Origin of the sequence: Cognatishimia sp. F0-27 (genome assembly GCF_020667845.1) — a bacterium.
Classification (GTDB): Bacteria; Pseudomonadota; Alphaproteobacteria; order Rhodobacterales; family Rhodobacteraceae; genus JAFMPQ01.
The window spans coordinates 1-16,283 of record NZ_JAFMPQ010000029.1 but is presented as its reverse complement, the minus strand read 5'-3'; the positions used below and the strand labels follow the sequence as shown (position 1 = coordinate 16,283).

Here is a 16,283-nt window from a genome sequence, read left to right as displayed (position 1 = left end):
TCGGGTTGCCTGCCAAAACACTGGTGCCTGCCAAAACCAATCGGGTGCCTGTCCAATCACATCGGGTGCCTTTGAAAGAGAGGGGTGACCGGCAACAATGCGGAGAGACCTGTGAGACAGAAAACCGACGCGATGCCGGGATTGCGCGCACGATCGGAGCCCTACAACGAGCGTGTCTCCGACGCGGCACGGGGCGAGACCAGCTGCGGTGCGGCGCGGCGCGACCGGGGGCGGATCGGCTACCACGCAGGGGTTTCGGCGGAGCATCAGGTCGAGACCGACTATGCGCGGCGCGGGTATGACCTTGAAAGACGGCGATGGCGCGGCGCTGGTGGAGAGATTGACCTGATCATGCGCGATGGGGACGGGTTGGTCTTTGTCGAGGTCAAGAAAAGCCGGTCTTTCGAACGCGCCCTGACGCGTTTGGGCGGGCGCCAGATCGCGCGTCTTATCAGCGCTGCGGAAGAGTTTCTCGGGACACAGCCGCGCGGTGCCTTGACGGAGGTCCGTTTCGACGTGGCGGTGCTTGACGGGCATGGCCAGATCCGGGTTCTGGAGAACGCGATCACGGCATGAAGCGAAACCTCGACCATTGAACCGGGAGCGTGCTTGCGCCATTTATGCCGGAGCAACGGGGGATGGCTATGCAGATTGCCTTTCAAATGGATCCGATTCTCGGGGTCGATGTGAATGCGGACAGTTCGTTTCGGCTGGCCGAAGAGGCGCAAGCGCGCGGTCATCGGCTGTTTTACTACGGGCCGGATCAGCTCGCTTATGAAGAAGGGGTGATCACGGCGCGGGGTCATTGGATGACAGTGGACCGCAACGGGGCGGACCCTGCGACGCTTGGCGAGCGCGTCTGTGTCGACCTGTCAAAGATGGATGTGGTCTGGCTCCGGCAGGATCCACCGTTCGACATGCATTATATCACGTCGACGCATCTGCTCGACCGGTTGGCGGACACCACGCTGGTTGTGAATAATCCGTTCTGGGTGCGGAATTTCCCGGAAAAACTGCTCGTCCTCGATTTTCCGGACCTGACGCCACCGACCACCATCGCCCGGGATCTTGAAACCATTCGCGCGTTCAAGGCAAAGCATGGGGATATCATCCTCAAGCCGCTTTATGGCAATGGCGGTGCGGGGGTGTTCCGGCTTGATGCGCAAGACCGCAATCTGTCATCGCTCTACGAGCTGTTCACGGGCTTCTCGCGCGAGCCGCTGATCGTGCAGAAATACCTCCCGGCGGTGACCAAGGGCGACAAGCGGGTGATCCTGGTCGATGGCGAGCCCGTGGGGGCGATCAACCGGGTGCCCGCCGAAGGCGAAGTGCGGTCCAACATGCATGTCGGTGGCCGCGCCGAGAAGGTCGCGCTGACCGCGCGCGACCGCGAGATTTGCGCTCGCATTGGCGGCGTTTTGCGGGAGCGTGGCCAGATCTTCGTTGGTATTGACGTGATCGGCGAGTACCTGACGGAGATCAACGTCACGTCGCCGACCGGCATTCAGGAACTTGAGCGGTTCGACGGTGTCTCGGTCGCGGGCCGCATCTGGGATGTGATCGAAGCCAAGCGCGCGTGAGCTGGCAGCGGCGTCTGATCAACGCCCAGCTGCGCGTGTTCGTGAAGCCGCGCCTGCGTCGGTTGCAGGCGCCCGAGCGCGCCCGGCGGGAACTGGACGCCGCGATACGATGGATGATGCGGCAACCGCCCGGGCTCCGGCACCTGCAAAGACCGGGCGGGTTGCACTGGTTTGGCGTCGGGGCGACGCCCGTGGCACCGGTGATCCTCTACTTTCACGGCGGTGGCTATGTCGCAGGCAGCCCGCAGGTTTATGCGGGCATGTTGGGGCGCTTGTCCAAGCTGGTCGGGCTGGAGATTTGCGCACCGGAGTACCGGCTTGCGCCCGAGCATCCGGCGCCAGCCGCGTTCGATGATGCCTGCGCGGCATGGGCGCGGCTGATGGCACTGGGTTACCGGCCGGACCAGATTGTGCTGGGCGGCGATTCGGCAGGGGGCGGGCTGGCGCTGGCGCTGCTTGCCCATCTGTGCCAGTCGGGAACACCGCCGGCCTGCGCCTTTGCCTTCTCGCCCTGGACCGACCTGACCATGAGCGGCGACAGCCTTGTGCAGAACCGGGACGCGGATCCGCTCTTTCCGGTCAGCCGCATTGCCGACCTGTGCGACCGCGTGCGCGGTGCGCTTGCGCCGGACGATCCGCGGCTTTCTCCGCTCTATGCCGCCTTCCCGGGCTGCCCGCCGGTGCTGTTGCATTGGGGCGCCACGGAAATCCTGCGCGCGGATGGGGCCCGGATGGCAGAGCGGCTCGCCGCGCATGGTGCGCGGGTCGAGACACGGGAATTCGACGATGTCGCCCATGGCTGGCAGCTCCTCGACGGATGGCAACCCGAAGCGCGGGAAAGCCTCTTCGAGGCGGCGCGTTTCATTCAGAGCGTTTTGGCAGACAACACCCGGTAGCTCAGCGCCTCGGCGATATGCGCCCGTTCCACACGATCGCTTTCGGCGAGATCGGCAATGGTGCGCGCCACGCGCAACACCCGGTGATAGCCGCGCGCGGACAGGCCAAACCGCTCCGCCGCCGCCAGAAGCAGCGCCTTGCCGTCGGGATCCGGGCTTGCGATCTCGTCTAGCACGGGGCCTTGTGCATCGGCATTGGTGATCACGTCGTCCAGACCGGCAAAGCGGGCTTCCTGAAGCGCGCGTGCCGCGGCCACGCGGGCCGCAATGGTGGCCGAGGTTTCACCGGTCGGGGGCAGGTCGAGCTCATCCAGCGCCACGGGCGGGATCTCGATCCGCAGATCGAAACGGTCCATCATCGGGCCGGAAATACGCGACAGGTAGTCCTCGCCGCAAACCGGCGCCCGGGAGCACGCGCGCGCGCTGTCGGTCAGGTAGCCACACCGGCAGGGGTTGGCCGCGGCGATCAGCATGAAGCGGCACGGGTAGCGCACATGGCTGTTGGCGCGCGCCACGACAATCTCTCCGGTTTCGATCGGTTGGCGCAGCGCCTCGATCACATCCGAGGAAAACTCCGGCAACTCGTCGAGGAAGAGCACCCCGTTATGCGCGAGGCTGGCCTGACCCGGCCCCGCCTGACGCCCGCCGCCGACGATGGCGGGCCTTGATGCGGTGTGGTGCGGGTCGCAATAGGGCCGGGTGCGGGAAATCCCGCCTTCGTTCAAAAGCCCCGCGAGCGAATGGATCATCGAGGTTTGCAGTGCTTCGGCGGGGGTTAGCGGCGGCAGGATACCGGGCAGGCTCGCGGCAAGCATGGATTTCCCGGAACCGGGCGTGCCCACCATGATCATGTGATGGCGCCCGGCGGCGGCGATTTCGAGCGCGCGCTTGGCCCGTTCCTGACCACGGATATCGCGCATGTTCCGCACACCGCCGGTTTCGACCACTTCGCCCGGCTTTGCGGGGGGCAGCACGGTCTGGCCATTGAAATGCTGTACCAGATCGAGCAGGGACGGCGCGGAAATGACGGTGCAGGCTTCGACCCAGGCCGCTTCGGATCCGCAGGCCTCGGGGCACAGCAGGGCGCGGTCGGATTCCGCCGCAGCCATCGCGGCGGGCAGGGCGCCGGGCACCGCCACAAGCGCACCGTCGAGCGACAGCTCGCCAAGCGCCACCACATGTGCGGCGGCATCCTCGGGGATGATATCGAGCGCAGCCAGCAGGCTGAGCGCGATGGGCAGGTCGAAATGTGAACCGCCCTTGGGCAGGTTGGCGGGCGAGAGGTTGATCGTGATGCGTTTCGAAGGCATCGCGATGGCGAGCGCGCTGAGCGCGGCGCGCACCCTTTCGCGGGCCTCCGACACCGCCTTGTCCGGCAAGCCGACGATGGAAAAGGCCGGCACGCCCGGCGCGACGGCGCATTGGACTTCGACCGGGCGCGCTTCGACCCCGTCGAAGGCCACCGTGTAGGCGTGTGCAACCATGCAGGCTCCTGTTCGGACAAGATGGCGCCCATCCTGCTGCCAACGTGGTTACCGAATGGTTAATCACAGGGCAGGGACGTTAATCCCTTTGCGGCAGGCCGGACTTTGCAGCAGGTCAAACGATGTGGCCCGGTGTCTTCGCTGGCTCAGGCACCGTCGCGCATTGCAACAAAGGCGGGCCAGGCGTCCTGGTCGGCTACGGTTTCGTTGCGGCAGAGCGCACTGGCAAAGCCGAACACGCGCCCATCGGTTTCCATGAAATGCGTCACCGGGTCGCCGGAATAGGGGCAGGCGGTGTTTTCTGCCGGGCCGGTTTCCACCGCGCGGGCGGTGCGCGGCGCAGGACCGGGCCAGTCGGCGCGGGGATAATCGCGCCGATACCAGGGCAGGTCCGGGCCTTGCACCAGCCCCATGCAGCGCCAGCGACGAAAGGCGGGGTCGCCCAGATGGGCCTCGACATAGCCCTGCCCCACGGGGCCGACGGGCAGCCCGTAGCCGGCGATCCGCGCCGCCACCGGAGCATAGAACGCATCGGCCACGGAATAGGCGCCACAGAGCCAAGGACCGCCCGAATGCTCCAGCGCCAGCGCCCAGAGTTCCTCGATCCGGTCGAGATCCGTCCGCACGGGCTCTGGGACGGGCACGGCGCGATAAGCGGCGCGCAGGTTCATGGGGCAATACTCGCGCAGGGCGGCAAAGCCGGCATGCATCTCGGCGGTCAAGCTGCGGGCGGTGGCGCGCAGGATCGGATCATCCGGCCAGAAACCGGCGTCGGGATGGCGCTGGGCAAGCTCTTCGGCGATCGCGATGCTGTCCCGGAGCAACCCACCCTCCGCGGTTTGCCAGAGGGGCACCGTGCGCGCAGGCGGCAGGTCGGACAACTGGTCGCGGACCTCTGCATCCAGAAAGCTGATCCTTCGAAGCGTCACGGCAATGCCGAAGCGGTCGAACAGAAGCCAGCCGCGCAGCGACCAGCTTGAATAGGCGTAGTCGCCGATGATGAGCGTATCAGACATGAAGGGGCCGTCCTCTTGTTCCGGGCATTTCGCGCAGAGCCTAGCGAGGCAGCATCGCGGAGGGAAATGCCATGATGTGGGGCACCCGATCACGATGGGTGAACAATGAATGGAATTTTCGTAAACTCTTAGGGTTTTGTTAAGCTGGACCGTCTAGCCCTTGAAACGTCCGTGATCCTGCGTCTGGCGCCCCCTCTGCGACGCAATCGGTCAAAACGGCATCCCAAATGCAAATTTTTTTCCGGTAAGAGTGATCCGAACCATCGCTGGGCCCGTAACTCAGAACAAGGGACAAAAGAAACGCTGATTCAGCGACAAGACCTTGGGGAGCGACCATGGCACTTGATGCATTCAACGACCAGACCCTGTCACGGCGGGCCATGAAGGCCGAGCTGCTTGATGCGGAAACGGAGCTTCGGCTGGCCTATGCATGGCGGGACGAACGCGACGAAGAGGCGCTGCACAGACTTATCACGGCGTATATGCGGCTCGCGATTTCGATGGCGGCGAAGTTCAAGCGCTATGGCGCGCCGATGAACGACCTGATCCAGGAAGCCGGGCTTGGCCTGATGAAGGCGGCGGACAAGTTTGACCCGGATCGCGGTGTGCGCTTCTCCACCTACGCGGTGTGGTGGATCAAGGCGTCGATCCAGGATTACGTGATGCGCAACTGGTCCATGGTGCGCACGGGGTCCACGTCGTCCCAGAAATCGCTGTTTTTCAATATGCGTCGGGTTCAGGCACGGATCGAACGCGAAGCGGCGTCGGCGGGCGAGACACTCGACCGGCACCAGCTGCGCCACATGATTGCGACGGAGATCGGCGTGCCGTTGCATGACGTCGAGATGATGGAAGGCCGCCTGTCCGGCTCCGACTATTCGCTGAACGCGACGCAGTCGGTTGAGGACGAGGGCCGCGAGTGGATCGACGCGCTTGAGGATGACAGCGCACAGGCCGACGAGATCGTGGAAAACCGGCATGACACCGATCAGCTGCGCACCTGGCTTGTCAGCGCCATGAGCGCGCTGAACGAGCGTGAGCGGTTCATCGTCCGCGAGCGCAAGCTGCGCGACGAGGCCCGCACGCTCGAAAGCCTCGGCAATGAGCTTGGCCTGTCGAAAGAGCGCGTGCGCCAGCTTGAAGCGGCCGCTTTCGTGAAAATGCGCAAGTCGCTTGAGGCGCAGTCGCGTGAGGTTCAGTACTTCCTGGCATGAGACGCCTGTTTCTCGTGATATGCCTGATCGCCGCCCCGGTTCTTGCCGTGGGCGGCGATTTGCGTGAGTGGCGGGATGCGGATGTTGTGTTCCTCGGGGAGCAGCATGACAATCCCGCGCACCACGCCCGTCAGGCCGCGCTCGTGGAGATGCTGCGCCCCACGGCGCTTGTGTTCGAAATGCTGACAGAAGCGCAGGCCGCCCGCGTGACGCCCGCGCTGCGCGGCGATAGGGCGGCGCTGGCGGACGTGCTGGATTGGGATGCGAGCGGCTGGCCGGATTTTGCCATGTATTACCCGATTTTTGCCGCCGCGCCCGATGCCGAGATCCGGGGTGCCGCGATCCCGCGTGACCAGGCACGGGCGGCGATGCAGACCGGAATGCAGGCCGTGTTCGGTCCGGAAGCTGCCGATTTCGGCTTGACCGAGAGGCTGCCGGAGGCGGAGCAGGCCATGCGCCAGACCTTGCAGGCCGAGGCCCATTGCAATGCCCTGCCGGAGACGATGCTGCCGGTGATGGTGGAGATCCAGCGGCTGCGCGATGCGGCCCTCGCCCGCGCCGCGCGCGACGCGGTGGCGGCTCTTGGGGGCCCGGTTGTCGTGATCACGGGCAACGGTCACGCGCGGCTCGATTGGGGTGCGCCGGCGGCGCTGGAACGCGCGGCGCCCACGCTGTCCATGCGCAGCCTCGGGCAGGGCGAAACGCCCACCGGCGCGCCGCCCGGCGGCTTTGACGTGGTGGAGATCACCGCGCCGGTGGATCGTGGCGATCCCTGCGCCGCCTTTCGCTGACCCGCGCCCCCTTTCCCTTCGCAGGCCGCCCGGCTAGGGTCGGCCCGACGCGGTGAAGACGCGGTGAAAGGGTCCGGTCCATGCTCGCAAACAAACGTATCCTGCTGATCATAGGCGGCGGCATCGCGGCGTTCAAATCGCTTGATCTGATCCGGCGGTTGCGGGAACGCGGTGCGGCGGTCACCCCCGTTCTGACAAGGGCCGCGACGGAGTTCGTCACGCCTCTCAGCGTGTCAGCGCTGGCTGGAGAGAAGGTCTACAGCGCCCTGTTCGACCTGACCGACGAAGCGGAAATGGGCCATATCCAGCTCAGCCGCGTGGCCGACCTGGTGGTTGTGGCCCCGGCTACAGCGGACTTGATGGCCAAGATGGCGCAGGGCCACGCGGATGACCTTGCCTCGACGCTGCTGCTGGCGACGGACACCCCTGTGCTGATTGCGCCGGCGATGAATGTGCGGATGTGGGAGCACCCGGCAACGCAGCGCAACCTTGCCACCCTGCGCGGAGATGGCGTGCGCGTCTGCGGCCCAAACGACGGCGACATGGCCTGTGGCGAGTTCGGTCCGGGGCGGATGTCGGAACCGCTGGAGATCGTTGCGGCCATCGAGGCCGCGCTGTCGGACGGACCGTTGACGGGCAAGCGGATCCTCGTCACGTCGGGCCCGACCCATGAGCCCATCGACCCGGTGCGTTATATCGCAAACCGGTCCTCGGGCGCGCAGGGCACAGCGATTGCCGAAGCGTTGCGCGATCTTGGGGCCGATGTTGTCTTTGTGACCGGCCCGGCGGCGGTGGCGCGCCCGGCGGGGGTGACGGTTGTCGAGGTCGAAACCGCGCAGCAGATGCATGACGCGGTGTTTGCGGCCTTGCCGGCCGATGCCGCCGTCTTTGCCGCGGCGGTGGCCGATTGGCGCATGGCGCAGGCGCAAAACTCCAAGATCAAGAAGACCGCCGGCGGGTTGCCGGTCCTGCAGTTTGCGGAAAACCCCGACATTCTCGCGGCGGTGGCGCAGCTTGAAGACGGCCGCCCGCCGCTTGTTGTGGGCTTTGCCGCAGAGACCGATGACGTGGAAGCCAACGCCACGGCCAAGCGTGCGCGCAAGAGCTGTGACTGGATCGTGGCCAATGACGTGAGCCCGGAGACCGGCATCATGGGGGGCGCGGAGAATGCGGTGACCCTGATTTCGGACAGCGGGGCGGAGGTCTGGCCGCGCATGGGCAAGGACGCGGTGGCAGCGGAGCTGGCCCGCCGCATTGCGCAGACCCTGTCATGAGCGCGGTGTCCATTGACATCCAGTGGGACGCCGATGCCGATACGAGCCTCGGCTTGCCGCGCTATGAAACGGAGGGTGCGGCGGGCGCGGACCTGCGGGCAAATTTTGCCGACCGGGGGACGGTCACGCTGGCACCGGGGGCGCGCGCGCTTGTGCCCACGGGGCTCCGGCTGGCCATTCCCGACGGGTTCGAGGTGCAGATCCGGCCCCGTTCGGGGCTGGCGCTCAAACACGGGATCACCCTGCCCAACAGCCCCGGCACGATCGACAGCGATTATCGCGGACCGCTTGGCGTCATCGTGATGAATGCCGGGGACAGCCCTTTTGTGATCGCGCATGGCGACAGGATCGCGCAGATGGTTGTCGCGCCGGTCTTGCGCGCCACCTTCAGGGCGGTTGATGGCCTGTCCGGCACGCGGCGCGGAACAGGCGGGTTTGGGTCCACCGGAGTGTGATGAATGGTTCTGGTCCTTGGTCTGGCAGCGTTGCTTTGGGGCATCGGGCATCTTTTTGGGGCGCCAAGGCAGGCGCGCCTTTACATGATCGGACTGCTTTACGTTGCGGTTCTGGCGCTGCATCTCGTTTTGCCGGATGGCCACCCGTTGCGCATGGCGACGGGCGAAAGCGCGGCGCTTTGGCTGATCGTTGGCGGGTTTTTCGTGCTGGTTCTGGCCTATCGCGTGTTTCTGCGGCGTTTGCGCGGGCAAGCCGAGGCGCGTGAACAGGCCGATGCACCAACTCCCGTGCCGGGCGCCTTTGCCGATGGCGAGCTTGACCGTTACGCGCGGCATATCGTGCTGCGCGAGCTTGGCGGACCGGGGCAGAAACGGCTCAAGCAGGCGCGGGTTCTGGTGGTCGGTGCCGGGGGGCTTGGATCGCCCGCGTTGCTCTATCTCGCGGCGGCCGGTGTCGGCACGATTGGCGTGATCGACGATGACGTGGTGGACGCGGGCAATCTTCAACGACAGGTGATCCACCGCGACGCGCATCTTGGCATGCCCAAGGTGTTTTCCGCCGAAATCGCCATGAAGGCGCTGAACCCCTATGCCGATCTGCGCCCCTACAAGCGCCGTCTGACGCCGGATATCGTGGCGGATCTTCTGGCAGAGTATGATCTCGTTCTCGACGGCACGGACAATTTCGAGACGCGTTACCTTGTCAACCGGGTTGCAGCGGAGCAGGGCAAGCCGCTGATTTCGGGCGCGCTCAGCCAGTGGGAGGGGCAGGTCAGCGTCTTTGACCCAAAAGCCGGGGGCCCTTGTTATCAATGCATCTTTGCCGAAGCGCCTGCGCCGGAGCTTGCGCCGTCCTGTGCACAGGCCGGTGTGCTTGGCCCGTTGCCCGGGGTGGTCGGGTCGATGATGGCGGTCGAAGCGGTCAAGCAGATAACCGGCGCGGGCGCGGTGCTTCGTGGCGAGATGCTGATCTATGACGCGCTCTGGGGCGAGACCCGCAAGATCACGCTCCGGCCGCGCGCCGATTGCCCTGTGTGCAAGGGTGGCAAAGCCGTTTGATTTGCGGCCTTGGGCGGCTTACGTCTTGGGCAAAGGAGACATACATGACCAACCCGCTTTTGACCGACTGGTCGACCCCCTTTGCGCTGCCGCCGTTCGAGGCCATCGAGGATGCGCATTTTGCGCCCGCCTTCGAGGAGGCCGTCGTGGCCCATGCGGCGGAGATCGAGGCGATCGCCAACAATCCCGAACCGCCGAGCTTTGCCAACACGATCGAGGCGATGGAGGGCGCGGGCGAGGCGCTCGATAAGGTTCTGTCGGTTTTCTACAATGTTGCGGGCGCGGACAGCAACGAGACCCGCCAGACCCTGCAGCGCGAGTTCAGCCCAAAACTCTCCGCGCACAGCTCGGCCATCTACGCCAACCAAGCGCTGTTTGCGCGGGTTCAGGCGCTGTGGGAGGCGCGCGAAACGCTTGACCTTGGCCCCGAGGAAGCGCGCGTGCTCATGCTGACGCATCGCGGCTTCGTGCGGGCGGGCGCGGCGCTGGAAGGCGAGGACGCGGAAGAGATGAAGACGGTCAAGTCGCGGCTTGCGGTGCTGGGGACAGCGTTCACGCAGAACCTGCTGAAGGATGAGGCTGACTGGATGATGGATCTCGCCGAGGCGGATCTTGAAGGTCTGCCGGATTTCGTGATCGACGCGGCGCGCAGCGCGGGCGAGGCCGCTGGGCGGCCCGGTCCGGTGGTGACCTTGTCGCGTTCGCTGATTGTGCCGTTTCTTCAGTTCAGCCCGCGGCGCGACCTGCGGGAAAAGGCCTGGCGGGCCTGGACCGCGCGCGGCGAAAATGGCTGTGAGACGGACAATCGCGGTATCGCGGCCGAGATACTCGGGCTTCGGGAGACCCGCGCCAAACTGCTCGGCTATCCCGATTTTGCCCATTACAAGCTGGAAACAGAGATGGCGGGCACGCCGGAGAATGTGCGCGATCTCTTGATGCAGGTCTGGGAACCGGCGCGCGCGCAAGCCATGGCCGACATGGCCGAGATGGAGGCCATGCTGCAGGCGGACGGGATCGACGGGCCGTTCGAGCCGTGGGACTGGCGCTATTACTCGGAAAAGCGTCGCCAGGCGCTGCACGATCTCGACGAGGCGGAGCTCAAGCCGTATCTCCAGCTTGACCGGATGATCGACGGCGCCTTTGCCTGTGCAACCCGGCTGTTCGGGCTGGAGTTCGCGCCGATCGACATCCCTCTGTATCACGCGGATTGCCGGGCCTGGGAAGTCACGCGCAACGGGGCGCATGTGGCGGTGTTCATCGGCGATTACTTCGCGCGCAGTTCGAAACGGTCAGGCGCCTGGTGTTCGGCGTTCCGCAGCCAGGCAAGGCGGCCGCAGCTGCGGACACCGGTCGTGGTGAATGTGTGCAACTTCGCCAAACCCTCCGAGGGCAAGCCGGCCTTGCTGTCTTATGACGATGCGCGCACGCTCTTCCACGAGTTCGGCCATGCCCTGCACCAGATGCTGTCGGATGTGGAATTCGGGTCGGTATCGGGCACCTCCGTGGCGCGGGATTTCGTGGAATTGCCAAGCCAGCTCTATGAGCATTGGCTTGAAGTGCCGGAGGTTCTTGCGGAATTCGCCACCCATGCGGAAACCGGCGAGCCGATGCCGCAGGCGCTTCTTGACAAGGTGCTCGCCGCCGCAACCTTCGACATGGGCTTTCAGACGGTGGAATATGTGGCCTCTGCGCTCGTGGACCTGGAGTTTCATTCCGGACCCGCGCCAAAGGATCCGATGCAGAAACAGGCCGAAGTGCTTGAGGCGATCGGCATGCCGCGCGCGATCACGATGCGCCACGCAACGCCGCATTTTGCGCATGTCTTTGCGGGCGACGGGTATTCGTCCGGATATTACAGCTACATGTGGTCAGAGGTGATGGACGCGGACGCCTTTGCCGCCTTCGAGGAGGCCGGTGGCCCGTTCGATCCGCAGATGGCACAAAAGCTCGAGGGCTTTATCCTGTCGCGCGGTGGATCCGAGGAAGCCGAGGCGCTTTACATGCAGTTCCGCGGCAAGATGCCGGGCGTGGACGCGCTGTTGAAAGGGCGCGGGCTGGCGGCCTGACACGCGGCCGTCGAGAGGGCGCGGAGCCGTTCGGCGCCGGTGTGGATGCGCGGATAGCGGGGTTTTCTGATATCGGTCGGCGGCGCAGGTGTTCTGTGTCGCCGGCCGTATCGGGAGCGGTGCCGCCGTGCGGGCGCTGCTGGCCGAGTGGGCGCTGCTGGGCCATGTGGGCGCTAGTGCGCGTGCTGGCGCTGCTGGGCCATGCGGCCGCGGATCCGGCCGGGCGGTGGCTCTAGAAGGGCAGCCGATCCATCGTGAAGCCCTGGTCTTCCAGAAGCGCCAAGACCCCGTCCGCGCCGCTCAGGTGAGCCGCGCCAAACGCCACAACCAAGGGGGCGTCACCGGTGCCCGCCGCGTCGAGGATGACGTCGATCCAGGCGCGGTTGCGCTGCACCAGAAGGCGGTCGGAGAAATCAGCGAACAGCGCTTCGGTTTGTGCCGCATCAAGCGCCGTAAACCGTCCGGCCAGCACGTCGGGCACGGCCCATGTTTCGGCGTGGCGTTCTTCGAAATAGGCGGCGGCAAGCGTGGTGAACAGGTCGTCCTGATCCTCCGGTGGGGCAAGGCTGCTGCGCAGGATGTCGAGTTGGCGGTCGAGCGGTATTTCTGCAAACACCGAAATCGCTGCGTCGAAGGCCTCGAGCGGAGCAACCGGGACGCCGGCCTCGCGTGCGATGTCCTCGATCTGGCCGTCGAGCCCCTGGGGCATGCCGCCATCGAGCGCCATGCAGGAGGGCATGGCCAACAGGATCGAGATATACCACGGTCGAAATTTTGCGGCCATGAAGCCGGGGATGCCGCGGCTTGCCAAGGTCGCCGAAAGGGTGCGCCATTCCTCTTCGTTCAGAAGCGCGGGCAGGCTTGTATCCTCAAGCACCAGAAGGGCGGGGTTGCGCGCCATCATGGCCTGCAGGCGCTGTTCTTCCACGTCGGTCATTTCGAGCAGCACCGTCCCGGCCGATCGGATCAGCGGGGAGAGACGGGTGATCACCGGCTCAAAACGAGGATCGTCGATATGCATGGTGCCGATGAGGTGGATGACGCTTTCGCCACGGGTGGCCCGCCAGTGATTGCCCTCGGGAAAACGGCGCCCGTCGAGCGCATCGGCCAGTTCGGCGCGCTCGGGCCCGGTCAGGGTCGGGCGCAGATCTTCACCGCCGCAGAGCGCCAGAAGCGGCGCCGGGAGCAGCAGCGCCAGAGCAAGGGCGAGCGCGGCCATCGCGGGCAGGGAGGGGGTGAACGCTCGGATCATGGCGCGTGTCCTTTCCGGGTGTCCGGGTCGGGTGCATGGCATTGCAAACGGGCCGGAGCGGGGCGAAACTGTGGATATGTTGCGAGAACGTGAGCTCTATGCCCCGATCAAAGCGTATTTGGAAGCGCGCGGCTACGTGGTCAAGGGCGAGGTCGGGGCTGCGGACCTTGTTGCGCGGCGGCCCGATGCCGGTGACGAGGCGGAGCCGGTGATTGTAGAGCTCAAGCTGCGGATCAGCCTCGCACTGTTTCATCAGGCGGTGGCGCGTCTGACCATCACCGACCAGGTCTATATCGCGGTGCCGAAACCCACCGGCAAACAGGCGCGGCGTGCGCTGCGAGACAACCGCGCGCTGTGCCGCCGGCTCGGCCTCGGGTTCCTGACCGTGCGCGCGACGGACGGGACGGTCGAACTGCACTGTGATCCGGGGCCCTATGCGCCGCGCAAGAACAAACCGCGCCGGGAAAAGATGCTGCGCGCTTTTGACCGGCTTGACGGAGATCCCAATGATGGCGGCTCCACGCGTCACGGGTTGGTCACGGCCTATCGTCAGGACGCGGTGAAATGTGCCGCCTATCTTGCGCAAACTGGCCCGGAGAAGGGATCCATCGTGGCGCGGGCCTGTGCGGTGCCCAATGCCACGCGGCTGATGCGCGACAATCATTACGGGTGGTTTTGCAAGGTCGAAACGGGTGTCTATGCGCTGACGGAGGCCGGACGGCGCGGATTGGCGGATTGGGTCGACAGCGTGTGACGCGCTGCCACGTGGCGCGCAGCCGGGTTCCGCTCTACGCGCGTGTCGCGCCGCACGCGCTGCGGGGGAGTGGCCCTGCCCGCGCGCCGGGGCCCGGATGGAGGCTCCGGGCCCTGCCGGCCCCACCGCCGCCAAGGCACAGCGATCGCATGGGGGCGAGCCGCTTGATATCAAGGTGGAACGCAGAAAATTTGCATGGGTTTTTTCGATGATTTCGTGTTGACAGGCTCTGGCAGCTTGCCTATCTCCTGCGCCGTTAGCACTCACACATGGTGAGTGATAACGGTCGGACGATGCCAAAGGTTGGGTCGTTCGATCCAAGTGGGAACTTTGAGCGAGGAGACTCGAAGATGGCATTCAAACCGCTTCATGACCGTGTGCTGGTCAAGCGCGTGGAAAGCGACGAAAAGACCGCCGGAGGGCTGATCATCCCCGACAGCGCCAAAGAAAAGCCGGCAGAGGGCGAAGTGATTGCTTGCGGCGATGGCGCGCGCAAGGACAGCGGCGAGCTCATCGAGATGGGCGTGAAAGCCGGCGACAAGATCCTGTTCGGCAAGTGGTCGGGCACCGAGGTCACCGTCAACGGTGAAGAGCTGCTGATCATGAAGGAAAGCGACATCCTCGGCATCATCAGCTGAGACGTGGCGGGCTGAGCCCGACCCGACGCTTACCGCATCCCAAACATTCAATTCAGGAGACCCTCAATGTCTGCCAAGGACGTGAAATTCGATACTGAAGCCCGTTCGCGCATGCTCAAGGGCGTGAACATCCTCGCCGACGCCGTGAAAGTGACCCTCGGCCCGAAAGGCCGCAACGTGGTCCTGGACAAGTCGTTCGGCGCGCCGCGCATCACCAAGGACGGTGTGTCTGTTGCCAAAGAGATCGAGCTTGAGGACAAGTTCGAGAACATGGGCGCCCAGATGGTGAAGGAAGTCGCTTCCCGCACCAATGACGAAGCCGGCGACGGCACCACCACCGCGACGGTTCTGGCTCAGGCCATCGTCAAGGAAGGCATGAAGTCGGTCGCAGCGGGCATGAACCCGATGGACCTCAAGCGCGGCATCGACATGGCGACAGCCAAGGTTGTCGAAGCCATCAAGGCAGCGGCCCGTGAAGTGAACGACAGCGCTGAAGTTGCGCAGGTCGGCACCATCTCCGCCAACGGCGAAGCCGAAATCGGCCAGCAGATCGCAGACGCGATGCAGAAGGTCGGCAACGAGGGTGTGATCACCGTCGAAGAGAACAAGGGCCTCGAGACCGAGACCGATGTTGTCGAAGGCATGCAGTTCGACCGTGGCTACCTCAGCCCCTACTTCGTCACCAACCCGGACAAGATGATTGCAGATCTCGACGACTGCATGATCCTGCTGCACGAGAAGAAGCTCTCCTCGCTCCAGCCGATGGTGCCGCTGCTCGAATCCGTGATCCAGTCGCAGAAGCCGCTGCTGATCATCGCGGAAGACGTGGAAGGCGAAGCGCTGGCGACCCTCGTGGTCAACAAGCTGCGCGGCGGCCTGAAGATCGCAGCCGTCAAGGCACCGGGCTTCGGCGACCGCCGCAAGGCCATGCTGCAGGACATCGCGATCCTGACCGGCGGCCAGGTGATCTCCGAAGATCTGGGCATGAAGCTCGAGAACGTCACCATGGACATGCTCGGCTCGGCCAAGAAGGTCTCCATCACCAAGGACGAGACCACCATCGTCGATGGTGCCGGTGAGAAGGCGGAAATCGAGGCGCGCGTGGGTCAGATCCGCACGCAGATCGAGGAAACCACCTCCGATTACGACCGTGAGAAGCTCCAGGAGCGGGTTGCGAAGCTCGCAGGCGGCGTGGCCGTGATCCGCGTTGGCGGCATGACCGAAGTGGAAGTGAAAGAGCGCAAGGACCGCGTGGACGATGCTCTGAACGCGACCCGTGCCGCTGTGCAGGAAGGCATTGTCGTCGGCGGCGGTGTCGCCCTCGTGCAGGCCGCCAAGACGCTTGAAGGTCTGTCCGGTGCAAACAACGATCAGAACGTCGGGATTGGCATCGTTCGCCGCGCGCTCGAAGCGCCGCTGCGCCAGATCGCCGAGAACTCCGGCGTGGACGGCTCGGTTGTTGCAGGCAAGATCCGCGAAAGCGACGACGTGACCTTCGGCTTCAACGCACAGACCGAAGAATATGGCGACATGTTCAAGTTCGGCGTCATCGACCCGGCCAAGGTTGTGCGCACCGCACTTCAGGACGCGGCATCGGTTGCAGGTCTGCTCATCACCACCGAGGCGATGGTGGCGGACAAGCCGTCCAAGGATGGCGGAGCAGCCGGCGGCGGCATGCCCGACATGGGCGGCATGGGCGGCATGATGTAAGGCAATTGCCTTCGCATCTGTCCCTTGTGACAGACAACGGAAGGGCGTCCCTCGGGGCGCCCTTTTCCGTGTGCCGCGCGTGCCTTTCGATCCG

Annotated in this window: 15 protein-coding genes; 12 read left to right on the top strand and 3 right to left on the bottom strand. The window is 65.1% G+C overall.

Features of this window, described 5'->3' with window-relative positions; all coding sequences use genetic code 11:
* The first annotated feature begins 111 nt into the window (after nt 1–111).
* The 3 genes from J1C49_RS15210 to J1C49_RS15200 all read left to right on the top strand — a co-directional run bounded on the left by J1C49_RS15210 (nt 112) and on the right by J1C49_RS15200 (nt 2,476).
* Nucleotides 112–576 (top strand): YraN family protein, encoded by a 465-nt coding sequence (locus J1C49_RS15210; RefSeq protein WP_227446690.1) that lies wholly within the window; start codon nt 112–114, stop codon nt 574–576.
* A 68-nt stretch (nt 577–644) separates the two neighbouring features.
* Nucleotides 645–1,580, top strand: coding sequence for a glutathione synthase (gene gshB, locus J1C49_RS15205; protein ID WP_227446735.1), 936 nt, complete (start codon nt 645–647; stop codon nt 1,578–1,580).
* The gene (locus J1C49_RS15200) at nt 1,577–2,476 is read left to right on the top strand and encodes an alpha/beta hydrolase (RefSeq protein ID WP_227446689.1); all 900 of its coding nucleotides are present in this window, start codon (nt 1,577–1,579) and stop codon (nt 2,474–2,476) included. Before gshB ends, J1C49_RS15200 begins: the two co-directional genes overlap by 4 nt.
* Here J1C49_RS15200 and J1C49_RS15195 read toward each other — a convergent pair.
* Both J1C49_RS15195 and J1C49_RS15190 read right to left on the bottom strand, forming a co-directional pair.
* Entirely contained in the window at nt 2,446–3,960 is a 1,515-nt protein-coding gene (locus J1C49_RS15195; protein WP_227446688.1) for a YifB family Mg chelatase-like AAA ATPase, read from the bottom strand. The two genes, J1C49_RS15200 and J1C49_RS15195, sit on opposite strands and share 31 nt — an antisense overlap.
* A 146-nt stretch (nt 3,961–4,106) precedes the next feature.
* Nucleotides 4,107–4,976 carry a glutathione S-transferase gene (locus J1C49_RS15190; RefSeq protein WP_227446687.1) on the bottom strand — a complete coding sequence of 290 codons (870 nt, stop codon included), beginning with the start codon at nt 4,974–4,976 and terminating at the stop codon, nt 4,107–4,109.
* A 335-nt stretch (nt 4,977–5,311) separates the two neighbouring features.
* On the opposite strand from J1C49_RS15190, the gene J1C49_RS15185 reads away from it, so the two are divergent.
* The 6 genes from J1C49_RS15185 (at nt 5,312) to J1C49_RS15160 (ending at nt 11,835) form a co-directional block, all read left to right on the top strand.
* The gene (locus J1C49_RS15185; protein ID WP_227446686.1) at nt 5,312–6,190 is read left to right on the top strand and encodes an RNA polymerase factor sigma-32; all 879 of its coding nucleotides are present in this window, start codon (nt 5,312–5,314) and stop codon (nt 6,188–6,190) included.
* A complete protein-coding gene (locus J1C49_RS15180; protein WP_227446685.1) occupies nt 6,187–6,981 on the top strand; it encodes a ChaN family lipoprotein in 795 nt (264 codons plus the stop codon). The genes J1C49_RS15185 and J1C49_RS15180 overlap by 4 nt, the downstream gene beginning before the upstream one ends.
* Before the next feature lie 80 nt (nt 6,982–7,061).
* Complete coding sequence (gene coaBC / locus J1C49_RS15175; RefSeq protein ID WP_227446684.1) at nt 7,062–8,255, top strand: bifunctional phosphopantothenoylcysteine decarboxylase/phosphopantothenate--cysteine ligase CoaBC; 1,194 nt, start codon at nt 7,062–7,064, stop codon at nt 8,253–8,255.
* Nucleotides 8,252–8,710, top strand: coding sequence for a dUTP diphosphatase (gene dut, locus J1C49_RS15170; protein ID WP_227446683.1), 459 nt, complete (start codon nt 8,252–8,254; stop codon nt 8,708–8,710). The genes coaBC and dut overlap by 4 nt, the downstream gene beginning before the upstream one ends.
* A gap of 3 nt (nt 8,711–8,713) precedes the next feature.
* Nucleotides 8,714–9,769 (top strand): molybdopterin-synthase adenylyltransferase MoeB, encoded by a 1,056-nt coding sequence (locus J1C49_RS15165; protein ID WP_227446682.1) that lies wholly within the window; start codon nt 8,714–8,716, stop codon nt 9,767–9,769.
* A 44-nt stretch (nt 9,770–9,813) separates the two neighbouring features.
* A complete protein-coding gene (locus tag J1C49_RS15160) occupies nt 9,814–11,835 on the top strand; it encodes a M3 family metallopeptidase (protein WP_227446681.1) in 2,022 nt (673 codons plus the stop codon).
* A 232-nt stretch (nt 11,836–12,067) separates the two neighbouring features.
* On the opposite strand, the gene J1C49_RS15155 is transcribed toward J1C49_RS15160, so the two are convergent.
* Nucleotides 12,068–13,087: a TraB/GumN family protein gene (locus J1C49_RS15155; RefSeq protein ID WP_227446680.1), complete on the bottom strand. Its 1,020-nt coding sequence runs from the start codon at nt 13,085–13,087 to the stop codon at nt 12,068–12,070.
* A gap of 76 nt (nt 13,088–13,163) precedes the next feature.
* Between J1C49_RS15155 and J1C49_RS15150 the strand changes: the two genes are divergently transcribed.
* The 3 genes from J1C49_RS15150 (at nt 13,164) to groL (ending at nt 16,189) form a co-directional block, all read left to right on the top strand.
* Nucleotides 13,164–13,841, top strand: coding sequence for a DUF2161 domain-containing phosphodiesterase (locus J1C49_RS15150; RefSeq protein WP_227446679.1), 678 nt, complete (start codon nt 13,164–13,166; stop codon nt 13,839–13,841).
* 350 nt (nt 13,842–14,191) lie between these two features.
* Nucleotides 14,192–14,479: a co-chaperone GroES gene (locus tag J1C49_RS15145; RefSeq protein ID WP_227446678.1), complete on the top strand. Its 288-nt coding sequence runs from the start codon at nt 14,192–14,194 to the stop codon at nt 14,477–14,479.
* 66 nt (nt 14,480–14,545) lie between these two features.
* On the top strand, nt 14,546–16,189 hold the full coding sequence (gene groL, locus J1C49_RS15140; protein WP_227446677.1) for a chaperonin GroEL: 1,644 nt from the start codon (nt 14,546–14,548) through the stop codon (nt 16,187–16,189).
* Nucleotides 16,190–16,283: the final 94 nt, after the last annotated feature.